Origin of the sequence: Cellulomonas sp. NS3 (genome assembly GCF_024757985.1) — a bacterium.
GTDB lineage: Bacteria > Actinomycetota > Actinomycetes > Actinomycetales > Cellulomonadaceae > Cellulomonas_A.
Genome location: NZ_CP103289.1, coordinates 1,094,628 through 1,118,287 on the forward strand (window position 1 = coordinate 1,094,628; position 23,660 = coordinate 1,118,287).

Below are 23,660 nucleotides of genomic sequence, written 5' to 3' on the forward strand. Positions count from 1 at the left end.
TGCCGTGGAGCCTGCGCCGCCCGCTCCGCCCGTCGTCGCGTCATCGACCGGGCGCACCAGGTGCAGCCCTCGCCGCGAGGCGGCCCCCCGCGCGCGTCCGCCTCCGGAACGCCCGGCCGTGACCGTCATCGCGCTCAGCGTCCCTGCGCGCCGTGGTACCGGGCGGTCAGGTAGCCGGCCCAGAACGCCTCGGCGAGCTCCCGCCGCCCCGGCAGGGGTCGCGCAGCCGTCGTCCGTCCGGGCCCGCCCGCGCCTGCCGCCTCGGTGAAGGGCTCGGTGAAGGGCTGGCGTGCGTAGGCCTCGGTGAACGGCTCCGTGAAGGGCTCCGTGAAGGGCTCCGTGAAGGGCTCGGTGAACGGCTGTCGCCCGTAAGCCTCGGTGAAGGGCTCGGTGAACGGTTCGGTGAACGGCTCCGTGAAGGGCTGGCGTGCGTAGGCCTCGGTGAAGGGCTCGGTGAAGGGCTGGCGTGCGTAGGCCTCGGTGAACGGCTCCGTGAATGGTTCGGTGAAGGGCTCGGTGAACGGCTGTCGTCCATAGGCCTCGGTGAACGGCTCCGCGAAGGGTTCGGTGAACGGCTCCGTGAAGGGCTCGGTGAACGGCTCGGTGAACGGCTGCGCCGCCGTCCCGCCCGCGCCCGACCCCGCCACGCGCCCAGCCGGCACCGCGCGTCGCACCCGCGCCGCGACGCCGTCGGACCCGTACCCCGCACGAGCCGCGACCCGCGCCCCGTCAGCCGGCGCCGCCCCGACGCGGCCCCGCACGCCCGCCGTCCCCGAGGACCCACGCCCCCGTGCGGCGCCCGCACGCGCGCGACGCGCCCGCTTGGCGACCGACCGCCGGGTGGCGATGTCGACGTCGAGCGCGTCGAGCACCGCGGCGATGGGGTTGGCCAGGCTGAAGCTCCCGTCGTCCTCGCCGGCGAACAGGAGGCCCACGACGCGCCCGCGCTCGTCGACCACGACCGAGCCGGAGTCGCCTCCCGCCGAGAACCGCTCCTCGTCGGGGCTGCGGTCGATCCGGACCTGGTCGCGCAGCGTCACGAGCCCGGTCTCGCCGCCGAAGTCGATCTGCACGGTGAAGTCGACGGAGGTGACGGTCCCGTGGCGCAGCCCGGTCGTGCGTCCCCGCTTGCGCACCGTCTGCCCGACCTTGGCCTTCGCGCGGCCGGTGATCTCCCCGATCCCGAGCACCGCCGGGTACCACCGGGTGCCGCGCGCGAGCAGCACGGCGGCGGCGTCGACGTGCTCGTCGACCACGGCCCGCTGGAGCGTGCCGAACCGGTCGGACGGCACCGCCCCGTCGATGCGGGACGGCTGGACCTGCGGGTCGCCCGCACGCCAGCCGGTGTCCACCGCGGCGACGTGGAAGTTGGTCAGCGCGAGCGCACGGCCGGTGCGGCGGTCGGTCACGAGCGCACCGAGCGTCCCGGCGACCTGGTGGGGCGTGGCGGGGCCCGTCGCGGCGCGCCGGCGCACCAGCCGCACCGGCCCGATGCTGGCCCCACCGACCATCGCGCCGTACCGCGTCGTGTCCTCGCTCGCGCCGCCGTGCTCCGGCGCGTAGGGCACCTCGTGCTGCAGGCTGATCCGGTGCGGGACGACGTCGGTCGGCACCCCGTCGATCGTCGGGGGGATCAGCTCGTCGGCGGGCACCTCGTCGGCGCTCCGCTTCGCCTGCACGTGCACGACGATCGACTGGGTCCCCGTGGGCAGACCGCCCGAGTACTTCTCGCCGATGTCGACGGCCACGACGCCGGGTCGGGAGATGAGGTCGTCCTCGGCGAGCCGCTTGACCGGGCGGATCTGCTCGCGGCTCAGCGGGGCCCCCGGCTCCGGGAGGTCGTCGCCGGCGGGCCGGTTCTCGTCTGCAGCCATGGGGTGGGGTCTCCTCGGGGGTCGAGCGGGCACGTCGGTGGCGTGCCCGCGGCGGGTGCGCCCGTGAGGAGACGGGTCCGATCCGTCTGATACGTCCGTCCGGAAGACGTTCCCAGGACGTGTATCTGGGGCGGCGGGCGGCGCCCCTCTCCCTCGACTCCGACGGCGCCTGGGCGTCTTGTCGGGGTTGTCCTGGTCGCCCTACTGTGACGGTGGGCGGCCGCCCGACGATTCCCGTGCGAGGGGTCCATGATGAGTGACGACCTGGTCGAGCCGGTCGCTTCCGAGCTCCGGCACCAGGGCGAGAGCCTGGTCGACAAGGCGGCCCACGCCGTCGTCTCCTACCGCGAGGGGGACCGAGCCCCGCTCGCCCAGCTCGTCGAGGTGCTCACCCCGCTGCTCTGGCACACCGTGCGTGCCCAGGGCGCCGAGCACGAGCAGGCCCAGGACGTCGTCCAGGGCGTCTGGCTCGCGCTGATCCGTGACATCGACTCGATCCGCGACCCCCGCGCGACCCTCCAGTGGATGCTCGTGACCGCGAAGCGGGCGGCGTGGCGCGCGGTGCGCAAGTCGCGCGACGACCTCGCGCGCGCCGAGCTCGACGAGCACGCGACCGACTGGCTCGCCGCCCCCTCCGAGGACCGTCCCGACGTCGTCGCGGTGCGCGACGAGCAGGACCGCATCCTGTGGGACCACGTGCGCGCCCTGCCCGACCGGTGCCGGTCGCTGCTGGGGCTGGTCGCGCTGGTCGACCGGCCGGACTACGCGGTGGTGTCCCGCGCGCTCGGGATGCCGGTCGGGAGCATCGGCCCGACGCGCGGCCGCTGTCTCGCCAAGCTCCGGCTCGCGCTCGTCGCGGACCCCGCGTGGGGTGCCCGGTGACGGCGGACGACCGGGCCGTCGCCCGGTACGCGACGGAGCCCATGGACGACGGCGACCTCCAGGTCCTGCGTCGCCTCGCCGTGATCGTCGACCGGGTGGACCCGGTGCCCGCGGGGCTCGTCGACCGCATCGGCCTCGCGCTCACGATCGACGCGCTGCACACCGAGATGGCGGAGCTGCGCATGATCGGCACCCCCGAGCTCGCGCTGCGGTCCGACGAGGCGAGCATCGAGGCCGTGACGATCACGTTCACCACGGACGTGCTCACGGTGATGATCACGGTGCACGCCGAGGCGGACCGCGTGCGCGTCGACGGCTGGGCGGCGCCCGCGGGCGAGCTGGCCGTCGAGCTGCACCAGGGCGGCCGGATCGAGCGCGTCACGTCGGACGCGGACGGGCGGTTCTCCTTCTCGGACCTCGGCCGCGGCCCGGCCCGGCTCGTGCTGCGCCGGCCGGAGCAGCCGGACGTCCCCGTCGTCACGCCGCAGATCGAGCTCTAGCGGACGATGCCCCCGCCCGACGGCCCGCGCACCGCGCCGGTCGCGCTGAGCAGCTTGGCCGACGCCGTCGACCGTGCGGTCGCGGAGAACGCCGACGGTCAGCCCGCCCGTGCGGCGCGGCGGCTGCGCCCGGTGCTGCGGGCGCTCGACGACCTCCCGGGAGGGACGGACGTCGAGCGCCTGCGGTCACGCGCGGCGATCGAGCTCGTGAAGAGCGACTTCGAGCTCCGCGGGGACGTCGGTGCACAGCTCGCGCGGCTCGGCCAGCTCGCGGCGGACCCCGGCGACGTGCGCGGGGGGTGGCCGGGGCGCGAGCCGGCGCTCGCGGGCCTGCGGGGGCTGCTGTACCTGCGCGCCGGGCGCATCGAGGACTCGCTGCGCGAGCTCGACGCCGCGGTCGGGGCGATCGACGCGGCCGACCCGATCGACGCGTGCCGGGCGCTGCTCAACCGCGGCGTCCTGCACATGGACCGGGGGGACCTCGGGCTCGCGCGTGCGGACCTCGCCGAGTGCGCGCGGCGGGCGCTCGACGCGGGGTTCCCGCGGCTCGTGTTCAAGGCGCAGCACAACCTCGGCTACCTCGAGTTCCTGGCCGGACGGCTGCCGCTCGCGCTCGAGCGCATGGAGGCCGCCGCGCGCAGCCTGCCGGGCCCGGCGCGGGCTATCGCGCTGCTGGACCGGGCCCGGGTGCTCCTCGAGGCGGGACTGGTCGCGGTCGCGGACTCGACGCTCGCCGAGGCCGCCGAGATCTTCGCGGCCGACCGGCTGCCGCACGACCTCGCGGAGGTCGAGCTGGCGCGGGCCGAGTGCGCGATGCTGCGGGGCGACGTCGAGCAGGCGCGGGCGTTCGCGGCGTCGGCCCGGCGCCGGTTCGCGCGGCGCGGCGACGAGGCCTGGGTGCTGCGCGCGACGCTGCTCGGGCTGCAGGTCGAGACGGCGGCGCTCGAGGCGCGGCCCGACGAGCTCCCGGTCGCCGACGCCGCGGCCCGCCGCGCGTGGGGGTCGGTGTCGTCGCGCGCGTCCCGGCTCGCGGAGCAGTGCCGGCGGTCGGGCCGGCCGGTGTGGGCGTACGCCGCCTCGCTCGTCGCGCTCGAGGCCGACCTCGCCCGGGGTGCGCTCGCGGACCCCGGGGCCTGCCTGGCCGCGCTCGGCCCGGTCGCGGCGGGCGACCCCATCTCGGTGCGCCTGCACGGCCGCCGCGTCCGGGCCCTGCTCGCGCTCGCGGCGGAGGACCCGGCGCGGGCCGGGCGGCACGTCCGCGAGGGCCAGCGGGACCTCGGCGTGCACCGGGCCCGGTTCGGGTCGCTCGACCTGCGCACGGCCGGCGCGGTGCACGGCACGCAGCTCGCGCGCATGGACCTCGACCTGGCGCTGGCCTCGGGGCAGCCGGGTGCCCTGCTCGACGCCGCCGAGCGCACCCGCGCGGTGGTCGGCGGCGCGCAGCGCGTCAACCCGCCGCGGGACCCGGACTCCGCGGCGCTGCTCGCCGAGCTCCGCCAGCTCATCGACGGGGCCCGGGAGGTCATGACGCGGCCCTCGACCGACCGGGAGCGCACCCGCGTGCGGCGCGAGGGGCTGCGGCTGAAGCAGGCGATCCTCGCGCGCTCGTGGCACCGCTCCGGCGACGTGGGGGAGGACCGGGTCGGCACGCTGCGCGAGGTCCGAGCCGCCCAGCGCGCCCGCCCGGGGACGACGGTGCTCGACGTCCTGGAGCACCGGGGCCGGCTGCTCGCGGTGCGCGTCCAGGACGACCGCGTCGAGCTGCACGAGCTGGGCGACGCCGACCGTGCGCGCGAGCAGACGCGGCGCGTGCACGCGGACCTCGAGGTCGTCTCGAACCCGCTCGTGCCGCAGGAGCTGCGCGCCGCCGCCGGTCGCTCGCTCGAGCGGGGCCTCGACGTGCTCGGCGCGACCGTCGACGTGGTGACCCGCACGCCCGAGCGGCTCGTCGTCGTCGCGAGCGGCTGGCTCGGGCTCCTGCCCTGGTCGATGCTCGCCGCGCGCCGCGGCCTCGCGACCGTCGTCGCGCCGTCGGTGCACCACTGGCTCACCTACGCGGGCTCGGCGTCGGTGGCGCCGCTCGCGGTCAGCACCGTGGCCGGGCCCGGCCTCCGGCACTCGGCGACCGAGGCGGAGGAGGTCGGTCGGCTCTGGCCCGGGTCGACGGTCCTGACGGGGGACGGCGCGACGTGCGCCGAGACGATCCGGCTGCTCGCGAGCCCTGGGGTCGTGCACCTCGCTGCGCACGGGCGCCACGAGCCCGACAACCCGCTGTTCTCCTCGGTGCGCCTCGCGGACGGGCCGCTGTTCGCCCACGAGCTCGACGCCGGCGGCTCGGCCCCGCAGCTCGTCGTGCTGTCGTGCTGCGAGGTCGGCCGGTCGAGCGTGCGCCCCGGCGGCGAGGCGCTCGGCCTCGCGAGCGTCCTGCTGCGCGCCGGGGTGGGCTGCGTCGTCGCCGCCATCGCGCCGCTGCCGGACGAGACGGCGCTGCGCGTGATGACCCGGCTGCACGGCCTGCTGCGCGCGGGCGTGCCCGTCGCGGACGCGCTCGCGGTCGCCACGAGCGAGGGCAGCGCCGTCGACGGCACGCTCGTCCCGCTCGTCTGCCTCGGCGCGCCGGTCTGAGGGCCGGTCGTCCCCGGTCCGAGGCGCGCGTCCGACGTCCGGTCCGACGGGCAGCCCGACGTCCGCGTCCCCCGCGCCCGGGCAGCGGGTTTGGTCCCGCGCCGGACGTGACGTATCGTGGACCCGCCCAAGACCGCAGGTCGTCGGCTCCCGGTCCACCCGAGCTCGTCTCGGTGCCCCGGAGGCCGCCCGAAGTCCCGCAGCAGCGGAGGCCAGCGCAGGTGAGAGTTCCCGTACGGATCGTGCCCCCGTGGTGCGTGTCCCGATGAGAGCCCCGCGCCTGCGCGGGGCTCTTTCTGTTGTCGGGGACGAGGGGTCCCCGACCCGCGGCACCACCATCGGAAGGATTGCCATGGCGAGGCCGGACAAGGCAGCCGCAGTCGCCGAGCTCACGGACCAGTTCCGCGACTCGAACGCTGCCGTGCTGACCGAGTACCGCGGGCTCACCGTCGCCCAGCTCAAGCAGCTGCGGCGCGCGCTCAGCGGCAACGCAACCTACGCCGTGGTGAAGAACACGCTGACCGCCATCGCGGCCAAGCAGGCGGGCGTCGAGGTTCCTGACGCCACGCTCGCCGGGCCCTCGGCCATCGCCTTCGTGACCGGTGACCCGGTCGAGGCTGCCAAGGGTCTGCGTGACTTCGCCAAGGCGAACCCCGCACTGGTCATCAAGGGCGGTGTCCTCGACGGACGCGCCCTGACCGCTGCGGAGGTCACCAAGCTCGCGGACCTCGAGTCCCGTGAGGTCCTGCTGGCCAAGACGGCCGGCGTGCTCAAGGCGTCGCTGTTCAAGGCGGCGTACCTGTTCACCGCGCCCTCGGCCCAGGCCGTGCGCACCGTCGAGGCCCTGCGCGTCAAGCGCGAGGAGTCGGCTGACGCTGCCGCCTGAGCCACCCGGCTCACGCGCTCCCCACCCCTGCCCCGCGACGGTCTGACCGGACCCGCGGGCACCGTACGGAAGGACACGCCATCATGGCGAAGCTCACCACCGACGAGCTCATCGACGCGTTCAAGGAGCTCACGCTCATCGAGCTCTCCGAGTTCGTCAAGGCCTTCGAGGAGGTCTTCGAGGTCACCGCTGCTGCGCCCGTCGCGGTCGCCGCTGCCGGCGGCGGCGCGGCCGCCGAGGTCGAGGAGGTCGAGGAGAAGTCGGAGTTCGACGTCGTCCTCGAGGCTGCCGGCGACAAGAAGATCCAGGTCATCAAGGAGGTGCGCGCCCTCACGAGCCTGGGCCTCAAGGAGGCCAAGGACCTCGTCGACGCCGCCCCCAAGGCCGTGCTCGAGGGTGTCAGCAAGGAGGCGGCCGACAAGGCTGTCGCCGCGCTCGAGGGCGCGGGCGCGACCGTCACCGTCAAGTGACCCGCGCGCCCGGGCGCTGAGCGCTGCGCGCTGAGTCCCGCCCGGGCGTCTCCTCCGCACGACGCGAGGAGAGCTCTGCACCACCGCGAGGCCCGTACCCCCAGGGGTGCGGGCCTCGCGCCGTCCCTGGTGGCGTGGACTGGGTCGGACGACGCCGGCCCGGAGGTGACGCCCGTCGCCGCCCTCGCCGGCGCACCTCGCGCGACGGTGCAGGTCAGGCGCCGGAGGGCGCTCGTCGGCCACGTGCCCCGCGGCGGGCGGCTCCCCGTCGTCCCCAGCCCGACCCGGACGGGTGGTGCGCGCGGGCCCGCGTTGTGCCACGATGGGCGCCGACGGCGACTGCCGCACCTCCCCGGGCACGGGTCCTTCGCCCGGGTGGAGAGCGGTCGGGCGTGGGTCGGGTGGACATGTATGCTCCGCTCGGCTACGCTAGCGCTTTGCGCTGGCCTGTGCCCGCGATCCCGTATAACCCGAGCCTGTCGACTTCGTCGTGCGCGACGTCGACCGGGCTCGCGGCCGGGGGACCGCGACCCGCCGGGCCCTGCGCAGCGTGAACTCGATCCGCAGGGAAGGACCCCTCTTGGCTGCCTCGCGCACCCCTTCTGCACCGTCCGCCGACGCCATCGCGAACCGCACCGCATCCCGTCGCATCAGCTTCGCCAAGATCCACGAGCCGCTCGAGGTCCCCGACCTCCTGGGCCTCCAGACCGAGAACTTCGACTGGCTCCTCGGCAACGAGAAGTGGCAGGCCCGCGTGGCCGCCGCGCTCGAGGCCGGCCGTCAGGACGTCCCGGAGACCGCGGGCCTCGAGGAGATCTTCGAGGAGATCTCCCCGATCGAGGACTTCGGTGGCTCGATGTCGCTGTCCTTCCGCGAGCACCGCTTCGAGCCGGCGAAGTACACGGCCGAGGAGTGCAAGGAGAAGGACTTCACGTACGCGGCCCCGCTGTTCGTCACGGCCGAGTTCGTCAACTACACCACCGGTGAGATCAAGAGCCAGACGGTCTTCATGGGCGACTTCCCGCTCATGACGGAGCGCGGCACCTTCATCATCAACGGCACCGAGCGCGTCGTCGTCTCCCAGCTCGTCCGCTCGCCGGGCGTCTACTTCGAGCGCACCGCCGACAAGACGTCGGACAAGGACGTCTTCACCGCGAAGATCATCCCGAGCCGTGGTGCGTGGCTCGAGTTCGAGATCGACAAGCGCGACAACGTCGGCGTCCGCGTCGACCGCAAGCGCAAGCAGAACGCCACGGTGCTGCTCAAGGCGCTCGGCATGACGGAGTCGGAGATCCGCGAGGAGTTCGCGCAGTTCCCGGCCGTCATCGACACCCTCGAGAAGGACCACGTCTCGACCGAGGACGAGGCCCTGCTCGACCTGTACCGCAAGATCCGCCCGGGCGAGCCGCCGACGGTCGAGGCCGGCCGCGCGCTCATCGAGAACTTCTACTTCAACCCGAAGCGCTACGACCTCGCGAAGGTCGGCCGCTACAAGGTCAACAAGAAGCTCGGCATCGACGTGCCCCTGGGCGACTCGGTGCTGTCCACGGCGGACATCGTCGCGACGATCAAGTACCTCGCCGCGCTGCACGCCGACGTCGCGACGATCAACGGCCAGCGCGCCGGCGAGCCCGTCGACGTCCGCGTCGAGACCGACGACATCGACCACTTCGGCAACCGTCGCATCCGCGCGGTCGGCGAGCTCATCCAGAACCAGGTCCGCACGGGCCTGTCGCGGATGGAGCGCGTCGTGCGCGAGCGCATGACGACGCAGGACGTCGAGGCGATCACGCCGCAGACCCTGATCAACATCCGCCCGGTCGTGGCGTCGATCAAGGAGTTCTTCGGCACGTCGCAGCTCTCGCAGTTCATGGACCAGAACAACCCGCTCGCGGGCCTGACGCACAAGCGGCGTCTGTCGGCCCTCGGCCCGGGTGGTCTGTCCCGTGACCGCGCCGGCATGGAGGTCCGTGACGTCCACCCGTCGCACTACGGCCGCATGTGCCCGATCGAGACCCCGGAAGGCCCGAACATCGGCCTCATCGGCTCGCTCGCGACGTACGGGCGGATCAACCCGTTCGGGTTCGTCGAGACGCCGTACCGCGAGGTCGTCAACGGCAAGGTCACCGACGAGGTGCACTACCTCACGGCCGACGACGAGGACCGCTACGTCATCGCGCAGGCCAACGCGCCGCTCAAGGCGAACGGTGCGTTCGCCGAGGACCGCGTCCTGGTCCGCACCAAGGGCGGCGAGGTCGAGATCGTCCCCGGCGCCCAGGTCGACTACATGGACATCTCGCCGCGCCAGATGGTGTCGGTCGCGACGGCCCTGATCCCGTTCCTCGAGCACGACGACGCCAACCGCGCGCTCATGGGCGCCAACATGCAGCGCCAGGCCGTGCCGCTCGTGCGCTCCGAGGCCCCGCTCGTCGGGACCGGCATGGAGCGTCGTGCCGCGGTCGACGCCGGTGACGTCATCGTCGCGACCAAGGCCGGTGTCGTCACCGAGGTGTCGGCCGACCTCATCACGGTCGCCAACGACGACGCGACGACGTCGACCTACCGGGTCGCGAAGTTCCGCCGCTCGAACCAGGGCACGAGCTACAACCAGCGCGTGCTCGTCGACCACGGCGCGCGCGTCGAGCCCGGCTCGGTGCTCGCGGACGGCCCGGCGACGGACGAGGGCGAGCTCGCGCTCGGCCGCAACCTGCTCGTCGCGTTCATGTCGTGGGAGGGCCACAACTACGAGGACGCGATCATCCTCAGCCAGCGTCTCGTGCAGGACGACGTGCTCTCCTCGATCCACATCGAGGAGCACGAGGTCGACGCGCGCGACACCAAGCTGGGCCCCGAGGAGATCACGCGCGACATCCCGAACGTCTCGGAGGAGGTCCTCGCGGACCTCGACGAGCGCGGGATCATCCGCATCGGCGCCGAGGTCGGCGCGGGCGACATCCTCGTCGGCAAGGTCACGCCCAAGGGCGAGACGGAGCTGACCCCGGAGGAGCGCCTGCTGCGCGCGATCTTCGGCGAGAAGGCCCGCGAGGTCCGCGACACGTCGCTCAAGGTCCCGCACGGCGAGTCCGGCACGGTCATCGAGGTCCGCACGTTCAACCGTGAGGACGGCGACGAGCTGCCCGCCGGCGTCAACGAGCTGGTCCGCGTCTACATCGCCCAGCGCCGCAAGATCACGGACGGCGACAAGCTCGCCGGCCGCCACGGCAACAAGGGCGTCATCTCGAAGATCCTCCCCGTCGAGGACATGCCGTTCCTCCCGGACGGCACCGCGGTCGACGTGGTCCTCAACCCGCTGGGTGTCCCGGGCCGCATGAACGTCGGCCAGGTCCTCGAGACGCACCTCGGGTGGGTCGCGAAGCAGGGCTGGGACATCGAGATCGCCGCGGGCGACGACCTGTCGTGGCGCGAGGGCGTCCCGGCGATCGCCGCGAGCTCCCCGGCCGGCAACCCGGTCGCCACCCCGGTGTTCGACGGCGTCCCGGAGCAGACCCTCACCGGCCTGCTCTCCTCGACGCTGCCGAACCGTGACGGCGAGCGCATGGTCGACGGCACCGGCAAGGCCCGGCTGTTCGACGGCCGCTCGGGCGAGCCGTTCCCGGAGCCGGTCGCGGTCGGCTACATGTACATCCTCAAGCTGCACCACCTGGTCGACGACAAGATCCACGCCCGCTCGACCGGCCCGTACTCGATGATCACGCAGCAGCCGCTGGGCGGTAAGGCGCAGTTCGGTGGTCAGCGGTTCGGCGAGATGGAGGTCTGGGCCCTCGAGGCGTACGGCGCTGCCTACACGCTGCAGGAGCTCCTGACCATCAAGTCGGACGACGTCCCCGGGCGCGTCAAGGTGTACGAGGCCATCGTCAAGGGTGAGAACATCCCCGACTCGGGCATCCCGGAGTCGTTCAAGGTGCTCCTCAAGGAGATGCAGTCGCTCTGCCTGAACGTCGAGGTGCTGTCGTCCGACGGTGTCTCGATCGACATGAAGGAGAACGACGACGAGGTCTACCGCGCCGCGGAGGAGCTCGGCATCGACCTGTCGCGCCGCCCGAACGCCAGCAGCATCGAAGAGATCTGACGCCGAGCCGGCCGGGCGTGCACGACGCGCGCCCGGCCCGGCCGACACCACCGCCACACCCTCCATCCGCCGGAGGACTCGCCCGAGTCCCGGCAAGCGAAGGAAGTAGGACCCCCTTGCTCGACGTCAACGTCTTCGATGAGCTGCGCATCGGCCTGGCCACGGCCGAGGACATCCGCACCTGGTCGCACGGCGAGGTGAAGAAGCCCGAGACCATCAACTACCGCACCCTCAAGCCCGAGAAGGACGGACTCTTCTGCGAGAAGATCTTCGGTCCGACCCGGGACTGGGAGTGCTACTGCGGCAAGTACAAGCGCGTGCGCTTCAAGGGCATCATCTGCGAGCGCTGCGGCGTCGAGGTCACGCGCTCGAAGGTCCGCCGTGAGCGCATGGGCCACATCGAGCTCGCCGCGCCCGTCACCCACATCTGGTTCTTCAAGGGTGTGCCGTCGCGCCTCGGCTACCTGCTCGACCTCGCCCCGAAGGACCTCGAGAAGGTCATCTACTTCGCGGCGTACATGATCACGCACGTCGACGTCGACGGCCGGCACGAGGACCTCCCGAACCTCCAGAACGAGATCGACCTGGAGAAGAAGGAGATCGCGGACCGCCGCGACAACGACATCAACGCCCGCGCCCAGAAGCTCGAGGCCGACCTGGCCGAGCTCGAGGCCGAGGGCGCCAAGGCCGACGCGCGCCGCAAGGTCCGCGACTCGGCCGAGCGCGAGATGGCGCAGATCCGCAAGCGCGCGGACGCCGAGCTCGAGCGCCTCGACACGGTCTGGGACCGGTTCAAGAACCTCAAGGTCGCGGACCTCGAGGGCGACGAGATGCTCTACCGCCAGCTCCAGGACCGGTACGGCAACTACTTCGAGGGCTCGATGGGCGCCGCGGCGATCCAGAAGCGCCTCGAGGCGTTCGACCTCGACGCCGAGTCCGAGTCGCTGCGCGACATCATCAAGAACGGCAAGGGGCAGCGCAAGACGCGTGCCCTCAAGCGCCTCAAGGTCGTCAACGCGTTCCTCACGACGAGCAACTCGCCGACCGGCATGGTCCTCGACGCGGTCCCGGTCATCCCGCCGGACCTGCGCCCGATGGTCCAGCTCGACGGTGGCCGCTTCGCCACGTCGGACCTGAACGACCTGTACCGCCGCGTGATCAACCGCAACAACCGCCTCAAGCGGCTGCTGGACCTCGGCGCGCCCGAGATCATCGTCAACAACGAGAAGCGGATGCTCCAGGAGGCCGTGGACTCGCTGTTCGACAACGGCCGCCGCGGCCGTCCGGTGACGGGTCCGGGCAACCGCCCGCTCAAGTCGATCTCGGACATGCTCAAGGGCAAGCAGGGCCGGTTCCGCCAGAACCTGCTCGGCAAGCGCGTCGACTACTCGGGCCGCTCGGTCATCGTCGTCGGCCCGCAGCTCAAGCTGCACCAGTGCGGTCTGCCCAAGCAGATGGCGCTCGAGCTGTTCAAGCCGTTCGTGATGAAGCGCCTCGTGGACCTCAACCACGCGCAGAACATCAAGTCGGCCAAGCGCATGGTCGAGCGCGCGCGCCCGGTCGTGTGGGACGTGCTCGAGGAGGTCATCACCGAGCACCCGGTGCTGCTGAACCGTGCGCCCACGCTGCACCGTCTGGGCATCCAGGCGTTCGAGCCGCAGCTCGTCGAGGGCAAGGCGATCCACCTGCACCCGCTCGTCTGCGCGGCGTTCAACGCCGACTTCGACGGTGACCAGATGGCCGTGCACCTGCCCCTGAGCGCCGAGGCGCAGGCCGAGGCCCGCATCCTCATGCTCTCGAGCAACAACATCCTCAAGCCGTCGGACGGCCGTCCGGTGACCATGCCCTCGCAGGACATGATCATCGGCCTGTTCCACCTGACGAGCGACAAGGACGGCGCGCTGGGCGAGGGCCGCCAGTTCTCCTCGGTCTCCGAGGCGATCATGGCGTTCGACCAGGGCTCGCTCGACCTCAACGCGAAGATCAAGATCCGCCTCGAGGACCTCGTCCTCGCGGAGGGCGAGGGTCCGGAGGGCTGGACCGAGGGCGACGCGCTCGTCTTCGACACCACCCTGGGTCGCGCGCTGTTCAACGAGCTGCTCCCGGTCGACTACCCGTACGAGAACGGCGTCGTCGACAAGAAGCGTCTCTCGGTCATCGTCAACGACCTCGCCGAGCGCTACCCGAAGGTTGCCGTCGCGGCGTCCCTCGACGCGCTCAAGGAGGCCGGCTTCCGCTGGGCCACCCGCTCGGGCGTCACGATCTCCATCTCGGACGTCGCGACCCCGGCCGCGAAGGCCCAGATCCTCGAGGAGCACGAGGCGCGCGCGGCTAAGGTGCAGGGCCAGTACGAGAAGGGCCTCATCACCGACGACGAGCGTCGCCAGGAGCTCATCGAGATCTGGACGCAGGCCACCGACAAGGTCGCCGACGCGATGCGCGCGAACTTCCCGAAGGAGAACACCGTCTTCAAGATGGTGGGCTCCGGGGCGCGTGGTAACTGGATGCAGGTCCGGCAGATCGCCGGCATGCGTGGTCTGGTCGCCAACCCGAAGGGCGAGATCATCCCGCGCCCGATCAAGGCGAACTACCGCGAGGGCCTGTCCGTCCTCGAGTACTTCATCGCGACGCACGGTGCCCGCAAGGGTCTGGCGGACACCGCTCTGCGGACCGCCGACTCGGGCTACCTCACGCGTCGTCTGGTGGACGTCTCGCAGGACGTCATCGTCCGCGAGGAGGACTGCGGCACCGAGCGCGGCCTGACCATGACGGTCGGCGTCCCGGCGGGCGACGGCACACTGCGTCGTCACGACAAGGTCGAGACGAGCGTGTACTCGCGCACGCTGGCGACCGAGGTCGAGATCGACGGCACCGTGATCGGCGAGGCCGGTGAGGACGTCGGTGACGTGCTCATCGACGCGCTGCTCGCGGCGGGCGTGACGGACCTCAAGGTCCGCTCGGTCCTCACGTGCGAGTCGCGCGTGGGCACGTGCGCCAAGTGCTACGGCCGTTCGCTCGCGACCGGCAAGCTCGTCGACATCGGCGAGGCCGTCGGCATCATCGCGGCCCAGTCGATCGGTGAGCCCGGCACGCAGCTCACGATGCGTACCTTCCACACCGGTGGTGTGGCCTCGGCCGACGACATCACGCAGGGTCTGCCCCGTATCCAGGAGCTGTTCGAGGCCCGCACCCCCAAGGGTGAGGGTCCGATCGCGGAGTTCTCGGGCCGGATCACGATCGACGAGTCGGACCGGGTGCGTCGCATCCTGCTCACGCCCGACGACGGCTCCGAGGAGCTCGCCTACCCGATCACGAAGCGCTCGCGCCTCCTGGTCTCGGACGGCGACCACGTCGAGGTCGGCACCCAGCTCGTCCAGGGTGCGGTGGACCCGAAGAAGGTCCTGCGCATCCTCGGCCCGCGTGCGACGCAGAAGCACCTGGTCGACGAGGTGCAGGTCGTCTACAGCTCGCAGGGTGTGGACATCCACGACAAGCACATCGAGGTCATCGTCCGGCAGATGCTCCGCCGGATCACGGTCCTCGACTCGGGCGACACGGACCTCCTGCCGGGCGAGCTCGCCGAGCGCGGCCGCTTCGAGGATGCCAACCGCCGTGCGGTCTCCGAGGGCGGTCAGCCGGCCTCGGGTCGTCCGGAGCTCATGGGCATCACGAAGGCGTCCCTCGCGACGGACTCGTGGCTGTCCGCGGCCTCCTTCCAGGAGACGACGCGCGTCCTCACCGAGGCCGCGATGTCGGGCCGCAGCGACCCGCTGCTCGGCCTCAAGGAGAACGTCATCCTCGGCAAGCTCATCCCCGCCGGTACGGGCCTCGCCCGCTACCGCAACGTGGCGGTCGAGCCCACCGAGGAGGCGAAGGCCGAGCTCTACCCGTCCTTCGGCTACGACGAGATCGACTTCCCCGCCCTGGGCCTCGGCTCGGGCGAGGCGATCCCGCTCGAGGACATCGACTTCGGCGAGTTCCGCTGAGCCGAGCCACCCGGTCCGTGTGACCGACGACCCGAGGGGGTCCACCGCCAGGTGGGCCCCCTCGGGCGTTCCCGGGGGAGGCCGGCCAGAGGCGGCCCGCACGTAGCCCGGAGCCTGTGCGACGACGGCTCGCCGGTCGACGTCGTGGTCACGCCCGAGATGGTGCAGTGGCCCGATGGCAGCCCGGCCTTCGTCGACAACCAGCAGCGCGGCGAGGAGTACGAGCTGTGGCCGCTCTGATGCGCGGTCTCCGCACGGTGTCCGCGGCGGCGCTCGCGCTCGCCGGTGTCGCCGGACGCCGGGCCTTTGACGCCCGCTGAACCGGGCGGTAACGTAGGACACCGTGCCCGCGCCGTCGGGCCCTCGTGCGTGCACACCGCCCGACGTCCCAGGGGTTCGTTCCCCGGACGGGGTCGGGTGCACCGGGTGGAGACCTCTTCTCCGCGTGCGAATCCCCGTCGATGACAGCTTCGACGAGGACCGCCGCGGGCGGACAGGGCGACACGCCCGGGCGCGGGGGTCGGTGTTCGTCGGTGCAGGAGGAAAGGCCTTCGGGCCGCTGGGACGAGGCGGGATCCGTGCGCAGCACGGGTCGGGTCGCGCTCCGGCGGTCCATCCGGACCGGGCAAGGACCCGGTCGACCAGAGTTCCACCAACAGACTCGGAGACGTAGTGCCTACGATCCAGCAGCTGGTCCGCAAGGGCCGGCAGGCGAAAGTGAACAAGTCGAAGACCCCCGCGCTCCAGGGCAGCCCGCAGCGCCGCGGTGTGTGCACCCGCGTCTACACGACCACCCCGAAGAAGCCGAACTCGGCTCTCCGCAAGGTCGCGCGCGTCAAGCTCTCGAGCCAGGTCGAGGTCACCGCGTACATCCCGGGCGTCGGCCACAACCTGCAGGAGCACTCCATCGTGCTCGTCCGCGGCGGTCGTGTGAAGGACCTGCCCGGTGTCCGCTACAAGATCGTCCGTGGCGCCCTCGACACGCAGGGCGTGAAGAACCGCAAGCAGGCGCGCAGCCGCTACGGCGCGAAGAAGGTGGGCTGACCATGCCTCGCAAGGGTCCGGCCCCGAAGCGGCCGCTCGTCATCGACCCCGTCTACGGGTCGCCGGTCGTCACGCAGCTCATCAACAAGGTGCTGCTCGACGGCAAGAAGTCCGTCGCCGAGCACATCGTCTACGGCGCGCTCGAGGGTGTCCGCGAGAAGACGCAGGGCGACCCGGTCGTCGTGCTCAAGCGTGCGCTCGAGAACGTCCGCCCCGCGCTCGAGGTCCGCTCGCGCCGCGTCGGTGGCGCGACCTACCAGGTCCCCGTCGAGGTCCGCCCCGTGCGCTCGACGACGCTGGCCCTTCGCTGGCTCACCGACTACTCGCGCGCTCGCCGCGAGAAGACGATGACCGAGCGCCTGATGAACGAGATCCTCGACGCCAGCAACGGCCTCGGTGCCGCGGTCAAGCGTCGCGAGGACATGCACAAGATGGCCGAGTCCAACAAGGCGTTCGCGCACTACCGCTGGTAATCCCGGCTTCCGCGAACCCGAGCCAACCGACAAGGGGCTGAACACGTGGCACTGGACGTGCTGACGGACCTGAACAAGGTCCGCAACATCGGCATCATGGCGCACATCGATGCCGGCAAGACGACGACCACCGAGCGGATCCTGTTCTACACCGGGGTCAACTACAAGATCGGTGAGACGCACGACGGCGCGTCGACGATGGACTGGATGGAGCAGGAGCAGGAGCGCGGCATCACGATCACGTCCGCCGCGACGACCTGCTACTGGAAGAACAACCAGATCAACATCATCGACACCCCGGGCCACGTGGACTTCACGGTCGAGGTCGAGCGCTCGCTGCGCGTCCTCGACGGTGCGGTCGCGGTGTTCGACGGCAAGGAGGGGGTCGAGCCCCAGTCCGAGACGGTGTGGCGGCAGGCGGACAAGTACGAGGTCCCGCGCATCTGCTTCGTCAACAAGATGGACAAGCTCGGCGCCGACTTCTACTTCACGGTCAAGACCATCGTCGACCGCCTGAAGGCCAAGCCGCTCGTCATTCAGCTCCCGATCGGCTCCGAGAACGACTTCATCGGCGTCGTCGACCTGGTCGAGCAGAAGGCCCTCGTGTGGCGCGGCGAGACCGCGCTCGGCGAGGAGTACTCGACCGAGGACATCCCGGCCGACCTCGTGGAGAAGGCGGAGCAGTACCGCGCCGAGCTCATCGAGGCCGTCGCCGAGACCGACGAGGCGCTGCTCGAGAAGTACCTCGGCGGCGAGGAGCTCACGGTCGCGGAGATCAAGGCGGGCATCCGCAAGCTCACCGTGGCGAGCGAGGCCTACCCGGTCCTCTGCGGCTCGGCGTTCAAGAACAAGGGCGTCCAGCCCATGCTCGACGCCGTCATCGACTACCTCCCCACGCCGCTCGACGTGCCTGCCGTGCAGGGCCACGACGTGCGCGACGAGGAGATCGTCGTCGAGCGTCACCCGGACTCGACGGAGCCGTTCTCGGCCCTCGCGTTCAAGGTCGCCTCGCACCCGTTCTTCGGGAAGCTCACCTACGTCCGCGTGTACTCCGGCAAGGTCTCGCAGGGCGCCCAGGTGCTCAACGCGACCAAGGGCAAGAAGGAGCGCATCGGGAAGCTCTTCCAGATGCACTCCAACAAGGAGAACCCGGTCGAGGACGCCACGGCCGGCCACATCTACGCGTTCATCGGGCTGAAGGACGTCACGACCGGCGACACCCTGTGCGACATCTCCGCACCGGTGGTCCTCGAGTCGATGACGTTCCCGGAGCCCGTCATCGACGTGGCGATCGAGCCGAAGACGAAGGGCGACCAGGAGAAGCTGGGCGTCGCGATCCAGAAGCTCGCCGAGGAGGACCCGACGTTCCGGGTCCGCCACGACGACGAGACCGGCCAGACCGTCATCGGCGGCATGGGCGAGCTCCACCTCGACATCCTCGTCGACCGCATGCGTCGCGAGTTCAAGGTCGAGGCGAACGTCGGCAAGCCGCAGGTGGCGTACCGCGAGACGATCCGTCGCTCGGTCGAGAAGATCGACTACGTCCACAAGAAGCAGACCGGTGGGTCGGGCCAGTACGCCAAGGTGCAGATGACCTTCGCGCCGCTGGACCCTGCCGAGGGCGAGCTGTACGAGTTCGAGAACAAGGTCACCGGTGGTCGCATCCCGCGGGAGTACATCCCGTCGGTCGACGCCGGCATCCAGAGCGCGATGGAGCTCGGCGTCCTGGCGGGCTTCCCGCTCGTGGGCGTCAAGGCCACGCTGCTCGACGGCGCTGCGCACGACGTCGACTCCTCGGAGATGGCGTTCAAGATCGCGGGCTCGATGATCCTCAAGGAAGCCGTCCGCAAGGCCGACCCGGTCCTGCTGGAGCCGGTCATGGCCGTCGAGGTGCGCACGCCCGAGGACTACATGGGTGAGGTCATCGGCGACATCAACTCCCGCCGAGGCATGATCCAGTCCATGGAGGACGCGACCGGCGTCAAGGTGATCCGGGCCCAGGTCCCGCTCTCCGAGATGTTCGGCTACGTCGGCGACCTGCGGTCGAAGACCCAGGGTCGTGCCGTGTACTCGATGCAGTTCGACAGCTACGCCGAGGTTCCTCGTAACGTTGCCGAGGAGATCATCAAGAAGACCCGGGGCGAGTAGGTCCCACAGGTCGACACCTGAAGTACCAACCACCCGACCCGTAGGACCGAACGCTCCCGGCCGTGCCAGCATGGCCGGGAGCGATCCGGAAATCTCTACCAGAGTCCTGAGGAGGACCCACAGTGGGCAAGGCGAAGTTCGAGCGCACCAAGCCGCACGTCAACATCGGCACGATCGGTCACGTCGACCACGGCAAGACCACGCTGACGGCCGCGATCTCGAAGGTGCTGCACGACAAGTACCCCGACCTCAACCCCTTCACGCCGTTCGACGAGATCGACAAGGCGCCGGAGGAGAAGCAGCGCGGTATCACGATCAACATCGCGCACGTGGAGTACCAGACGGAGAAGCGTCACTACGCGCACGTCGACGCTCCGGGTCACGCGGACTACATCAAGAACATGATCACGGGTGCGGCGCAGATGGACGGCGCGATCCTCGTGGTCGCGGCGACCGACGGCCCGATGGCCCAGACGCGCGAGCACGTCCTGCTCGCCCGTCAGGTCGGCGTCCCGTACCTGCTCGTCGCGCTCAACAAGACCGACATGGTCGACGACGAGGAGATCCTCGAGCTCGTCGAGGTCGAGGTCCGCGAGCTGCTCAGCGCGCAGGGCTTCGCCGGCGACGACGTCCCCGTCGTGCGCGTCTCGGGCCTCAAGGCCCTCGAGGGCGACCCGGTCTGGGTCAAGTCCGTCGAGGACCTGCTGGACGCGGTCGACGAGAGCGTCCCGGACCCGGTCCGCGACATCGACAAGCCGTTCCTCATGCCCATCGAGGACGTCTTCACGATCACCGGTCGTGGCACCGTCGTCACCGGTCGCGTGGAGCGCGGCAAGCTCAAGGTAAACGAGGAGGTGGAGATCGTCGGCATCAAGGAGAAGGCGATCAAGACCACGGTCACCGGCGTCGAGATGTTCCGCAAGCTGCTCGACTACGCCGAGGCCGGCGAGAACGTCGGTCTGCTCCTCCGCGGCACGAAGCGCGAGGAGGTCGAGCGCGGCCAGGTCGTCGTCAAGCCCGGCTCGATCACGCCGCACACCGAGTTCGAGGGCCAGGTCTACATCCTGGCGAAGGACGAGGGTGGCCGTCACAACCCGTTCTACGGGAACTACCGCCCCCAGTTCTACTTCCGCACCACGGACGTCACCGGCGTCATCACGCTGCCCGAGGGCACCGAGATGGTCATGCCCGGCGACAACACCGAGATCTCGGTCCAGCTGATCCAGCCGATCGCGATGGAGGAGGGCCTCGGCTTCGCCATCCGTGAGGGTGGCCGGACCGTCGGTTCGGGTCGCGTCATCAAGATCATCAAGTGATCTGACGAAGGGCCCGGGTGCTCGCACCCGGGCCCTTCGCATGCCCCCGGTCGTCCGGCGGGAGCCGCGGCCGCCGGTCGGTCGCCGGCCTCGAGCGGGTCGGCCCCACCGCCCCGGCGGCGGGTGACGGGGGAGCGTTCCTCGGGTGTGCAGCGTCACTCGCGGCAGGGATTGGAGTTCCTGCGGGGGATCTGGCACACTAGCGAGGTTGCCCGGTGAGGGTGCGCGCCACTGTGCACACGCAAGTGTGCGGATCTGCGCGGGGTTCTGCCCCTCGGAGGTCCAGCCGTGGGTGTGCATGACCCGCCCGGGCGCAGACACGTTGAGAGTCCTGCAGGCCCCGGGGTCACCCGGTGGCGGGGCTCAGTCAGCAACCAACGACCTCGCACGGGTCCACAGCGGCTGGTGCGCAGCGCAAAGGTATGTCGCGCAGAGCGACACGCCCGAGTGCGGGGGTCGGACAGAAGCGGTTCGAGAGAGAGAAGTAGACGACGCCATGGCGGGACAGAAGATCCGCATCCGGCTCAAGTCCTACGACCACGAGGTCATCGACAGCTCGGCGCGCAAGATCGTCGACACGGTGACGCGCGCTGGTGCGACGGTCGTGGGTCCGGTGCCGCTGCCGACGGAGAAGAACGTCTTCTGCGTCATCCGGTCGCCTCACAAGTACAAGGACAGCCGCGAGCACTTCGAGATGCGCACGCACAAGCGGCTCATCGACATCATCGATCCCACGCCGAAGGCGGTCGACTCGCTCATGCGTCTCGACCTGCCCGCGGACGTGAACATCGAGATCAAGCTCTGACGCTGGGAAGGAACTGATCTCTATGACTACCCAGCAGAACGCGCGCCCCGTCACGGCGCTGCTCGGCACCAAGCTCGGCATGACGCAGGTCTGGGACGCCAACGGGCGTCTCGTCCCCGTCACCGTGCTGCAGGTCGGCACCAACGTCGTGACCCAGGTCCGCTCCGCTGACACGGACGGCTACGCCGCGGTCCAGCTGGCCTACGGCCAGATCGACCCGCGCAAGGTGAGCCAGCCGCTGAAGGGCCACTTCGAGAAGGCCGGGGTCACCCCCCGCCGGCACGTGGCCGAGATCCGCACGCCGGACGCCGCCGAGTACACGCTCGGCCAGGAGATCACCGCGGCGGCCTTCGAGGCCGGCACGAAGGTCGACGTCATCGGCACCACCAAGGGCAAGGGCACCGCGGGCGTCATGAAGCGTCACGGCTTCCACGGCGTCTCGGCCTCCCACGGCTCGCACCGCAACCACCGCAAGCCCGGCTCGATCGGTGGCGCCTCGACGCCGTCGCGCGTCTTCAAGGGCATGCGCATGGCCGGCCGCATGGGCGTCGACCGTCAGACGACCCAGAACCTCACCGTGCACGCGATCGACGCCGAGAGGGGCCTGGTGCTCGTCAAGGGCGCCGTTCCCGGCCCCAAGGGCGGCGTCGTCGTCGTGCGCTCCGCCGCGAAGGGGGCATGAGCTCATGTCTGAGACCCTCACCGTGGACGTCCTGAACGCCGACGGCAAGAAGGCCGGCACCGCCGACCTGCCCGCCGAGGTCTTCGACGTCCAGACGAACGTCCCGCTGATCCACCAGGTCGTCGTCGCGCAGCTCGCTGCGGCGCGCCAGGGCACGCACTCCACGAAGACTCGTGGAGAGGTCCGTGGTGGCGGCAAGAAGCCCTACAAGCAGAAGGGCACCGGCCGCGCCCGTCAGGGCTCGACCCGCGCCCCGCAGTTCGCCGGTGGTGGCGTCGTCCACGGCCCGCAGCCGCGCGACTACTCCCAGCGGACCCCGAAGAAGATGAAGGCCGCGGCGCTCCGCGGTGCTCTCTCGGACCGCGCCCGCGCCGGTCGCGTGCACGTCGTCTCCGGCTTCGCGCCGGGTGCCGCGCCGTCGACCAAGTCCGCCCTGCAGGTTCTCGCGAACCTCTCGGGCCGCAAGAACGTCCTCGTCGTGGTCGAGCGCCAGGACGAGATCACCTGGAAGTCGCTGCGCAACGTCGAGCGGGTGCACCTGCTGGTCGCGGACCAGCTCAACACCTACGACGTGCTGATCTCGGACGACGTCGTCTTCACGCAGGGCGCGCTCGACGCGTTCCTCGCCGGCCCGGCCAAGGGCCGGGGCGCAACTGCGGTGGCCACGGAGTCCGAGGCTGCTGAGGAGGAGACGAAGTGACCGCCGTCGCCAAGGACCCCCGCGACATCCTGCTCGCTCCGGTCGTCTCGGAGAAGAGCTACGGGCTGCTCGACGAGGGCAAGTACACGTTCATCGTGGACCCGCGCGCGAACAAGACCGAGATCAAGATCGCGATCGAGCAGATCTTCTCGGTCAAGGTCGCCTCGGTGAACACGATCAACCGCAAGGGCAAGGCGCGCCGCACGAAGTTCGGCATCGGGCGCCGCAAGGACACCAAGCGGGCGATCGTCACCCTTCGCGAGGGCACCATCGACATCTTCGGCGGACCGGTCGGCTGACGCCGTCCTGAGAGCAGATTGAGGACAGATCCCCATGGGAATCCGCAAGTACAAGCCGACGACGCCGGGCCGCCGTGGCTCGTCCGTCGCCGACTTCGTCGAGATCACGCGCTCCACGCCGGAGAAGTCGCTGGTTCGTCCGCTGCACAAGACCGGCGGTCGCAACTCGACCGGTCGCGTGACCATGCGCCACCAGGGTGGCGGTCACAAGCGTGCGTACCGCGTCATCGACTTCCGTCGTCACGACAAGGACGGCGTCCCGGCGAAGGTCGCTCACATCGAGTACGACCCCAACCGCACCGCCCGCATCGCGCTCCTGCACTACGCGGACGGCGAGAAGCGCTACATCATCGCGCCGAACAAGCTGTCGCAGGGTGACGTCGTCGAGAACGGCGCCACGGCGGACATCAAGCCCGGCAACAACCTGCCGCTGCGCAACATCCCGACCGGTACGGTCATCCACGCCATCGAGCTCAAGCCCGGTGGCGGCGCGAAGATCGCCCGCTCGGCCGGTGCGTCGGTGCAGCTCGTCGCCAAGGACGGTCCGTACGCGCAGCTGCGCATGCCCTCCGGCGAGATCCGCAACGTCGACCTGCGCTGCCGCGCCACGGTCGGCGAGGTGGGCAACGCCGAGCAGTCGAACATCAACTGGGGCAAGGCCGGCCGCATGCGCTGGAAGGGCAAGCGCCCCTCCGTCCGCGGTGTCGCGATGAACCCGATCGACCACCCGCACGGTGGTGGTGAGGGCAAGACCTCCGGTGGTCGTCACCCGGTCAGCCCCTGGGGCCAGGCCGAGGGCCGTACCCGCCGTCCGAACAAGCCGAGCGACAAGCTCATCGTGCGCCGTCGGCGCACCGGCAAGAACAAGCGCTGATAGGAG

General features: G+C 70.9%; 17 protein-coding genes. 16 read left to right on the forward strand and 1 reads right to left on the reverse strand.

Features of this window, described 5'->3' with window-relative positions; translation table 11 throughout:
• Positions 1-134: 134 nt before the first annotated feature.
• Positions 135-1,874 carry a S1 family peptidase gene (locus NXY84_RS05165; protein WP_258726078.1) on the reverse strand — a complete coding sequence of 580 codons (1,740 nt, stop codon included), beginning with the start codon at positions 1,872-1,874 and terminating at the stop codon, positions 135-137.
• Between the two features lie 252 nt (positions 1,875-2,126).
• Here NXY84_RS05165 and NXY84_RS05170 point away from each other — a divergent pair, with 252 nt between their 5' ends.
• From NXY84_RS05170 to rplB, 16 genes are all read left to right on the forward strand, one after another.
• The gene (locus tag NXY84_RS05170) at positions 2,127-2,756 is read left to right on the forward strand and encodes an RNA polymerase sigma factor (RefSeq protein WP_258726079.1); all 630 of its coding nucleotides are present in this window, start codon (positions 2,127-2,129) and stop codon (positions 2,754-2,756) included.
• Positions 2,753-3,256 (forward strand): carboxypeptidase regulatory-like domain-containing protein, encoded by a 504-nt coding sequence (locus NXY84_RS05175; RefSeq protein ID WP_258726080.1) that lies wholly within the window; start codon positions 2,753-2,755, stop codon positions 3,254-3,256. Before NXY84_RS05170 ends, NXY84_RS05175 begins: the two co-directional genes overlap by 4 nt.
• A 6-nt stretch (positions 3,257-3,262) precedes the next feature.
• Positions 3,263-5,881: a CHAT domain-containing protein gene (locus tag NXY84_RS05180; RefSeq protein ID WP_258726081.1), complete on the forward strand. Its 2,619-nt coding sequence runs from the start codon at positions 3,263-3,265 to the stop codon at positions 5,879-5,881.
• A 352-nt stretch (positions 5,882-6,233) separates the two neighbouring features.
• Positions 6,234-6,767 (forward strand): 50S ribosomal protein L10, encoded by a 534-nt coding sequence (gene rplJ, locus NXY84_RS05185; protein WP_141371861.1) that lies wholly within the window; start codon positions 6,234-6,236, stop codon positions 6,765-6,767.
• Between the two features lie 83 nt (positions 6,768-6,850).
• Positions 6,851-7,237: a 50S ribosomal protein L7/L12 gene (gene rplL, locus NXY84_RS05190; protein WP_141371860.1), complete on the forward strand. Its 387-nt coding sequence runs from the start codon at positions 6,851-6,853 to the stop codon at positions 7,235-7,237.
• Positions 7,238-7,817: 580 nt separating this feature from the next.
• Positions 7,818-11,327 (forward strand): DNA-directed RNA polymerase subunit beta, encoded by a 3,510-nt coding sequence (gene rpoB / locus NXY84_RS05195; RefSeq protein ID WP_258726082.1) that lies wholly within the window; start codon positions 7,818-7,820, stop codon positions 11,325-11,327.
• A 116-nt stretch (positions 11,328-11,443) separates the two neighbouring features.
• Entirely contained in the window at positions 11,444-15,313 is a 3,870-nt protein-coding gene (locus NXY84_RS05200) for a DNA-directed RNA polymerase subunit beta' (RefSeq protein WP_258726083.1), read from the forward strand.
• Positions 15,314-15,985: 672 nt separating this feature from the next.
• Positions 15,986-16,357, forward strand: a complete 372-nt coding sequence (gene rpsL / locus NXY84_RS05205) for a 30S ribosomal protein S12 (protein WP_034625911.1) — start codon at positions 15,986-15,988, stop codon at positions 16,355-16,357.
• A gap of 2 nt (positions 16,358-16,359) precedes the next feature.
• Positions 16,360-16,830 carry a 30S ribosomal protein S7 gene (gene rpsG / locus NXY84_RS05210; RefSeq protein WP_034625909.1) on the forward strand — a complete coding sequence of 157 codons (471 nt, stop codon included), beginning with the start codon at positions 16,360-16,362 and terminating at the stop codon, positions 16,828-16,830.
• A gap of 45 nt (positions 16,831-16,875) precedes the next feature.
• Positions 16,876-18,978 (forward strand): elongation factor G, encoded by a 2,103-nt coding sequence (gene fusA / locus NXY84_RS05215; protein ID WP_258726084.1) that lies wholly within the window; start codon positions 16,876-16,878, stop codon positions 18,976-18,978.
• Between the two features lie 122 nt (positions 18,979-19,100).
• A complete protein-coding gene (gene tuf / locus NXY84_RS05220) occupies positions 19,101-20,294 on the forward strand; it encodes an elongation factor Tu (protein ID WP_034625901.1) in 1,194 nt (397 codons plus the stop codon).
• A gap of 496 nt (positions 20,295-20,790) precedes the next feature.
• Positions 20,791-21,099 (forward strand): 30S ribosomal protein S10, encoded by a 309-nt coding sequence (gene rpsJ / locus NXY84_RS05225; RefSeq protein WP_012867945.1) that lies wholly within the window; start codon positions 20,791-20,793, stop codon positions 21,097-21,099.
• 22 nt (positions 21,100-21,121) lie between these two features.
• The gene (gene rplC / locus NXY84_RS05230; protein ID WP_258726085.1) at positions 21,122-21,781 is read left to right on the forward strand and encodes a 50S ribosomal protein L3; all 660 of its coding nucleotides are present in this window, start codon (positions 21,122-21,124) and stop codon (positions 21,779-21,781) included.
• Positions 21,782-21,785: 4 nt separating this feature from the next.
• The gene (gene rplD, locus NXY84_RS05235; RefSeq protein ID WP_258726086.1) at positions 21,786-22,481 is read left to right on the forward strand and encodes a 50S ribosomal protein L4; all 696 of its coding nucleotides are present in this window, start codon (positions 21,786-21,788) and stop codon (positions 22,479-22,481) included.
• On the forward strand, positions 22,478-22,780 hold the full coding sequence (gene rplW / locus NXY84_RS05240) for a 50S ribosomal protein L23 (RefSeq protein ID WP_183295452.1): 303 nt from the start codon (positions 22,478-22,480) through the stop codon (positions 22,778-22,780). Before rplD ends, rplW begins: the two co-directional genes overlap by 4 nt.
• A gap of 34 nt (positions 22,781-22,814) precedes the next feature.
• A complete protein-coding gene (gene rplB / locus NXY84_RS05245) occupies positions 22,815-23,654 on the forward strand; it encodes a 50S ribosomal protein L2 (protein WP_034625889.1) in 840 nt (279 codons plus the stop codon).
• The last annotated feature ends 6 nt before the right edge of the window (positions 23,655-23,660 follow it).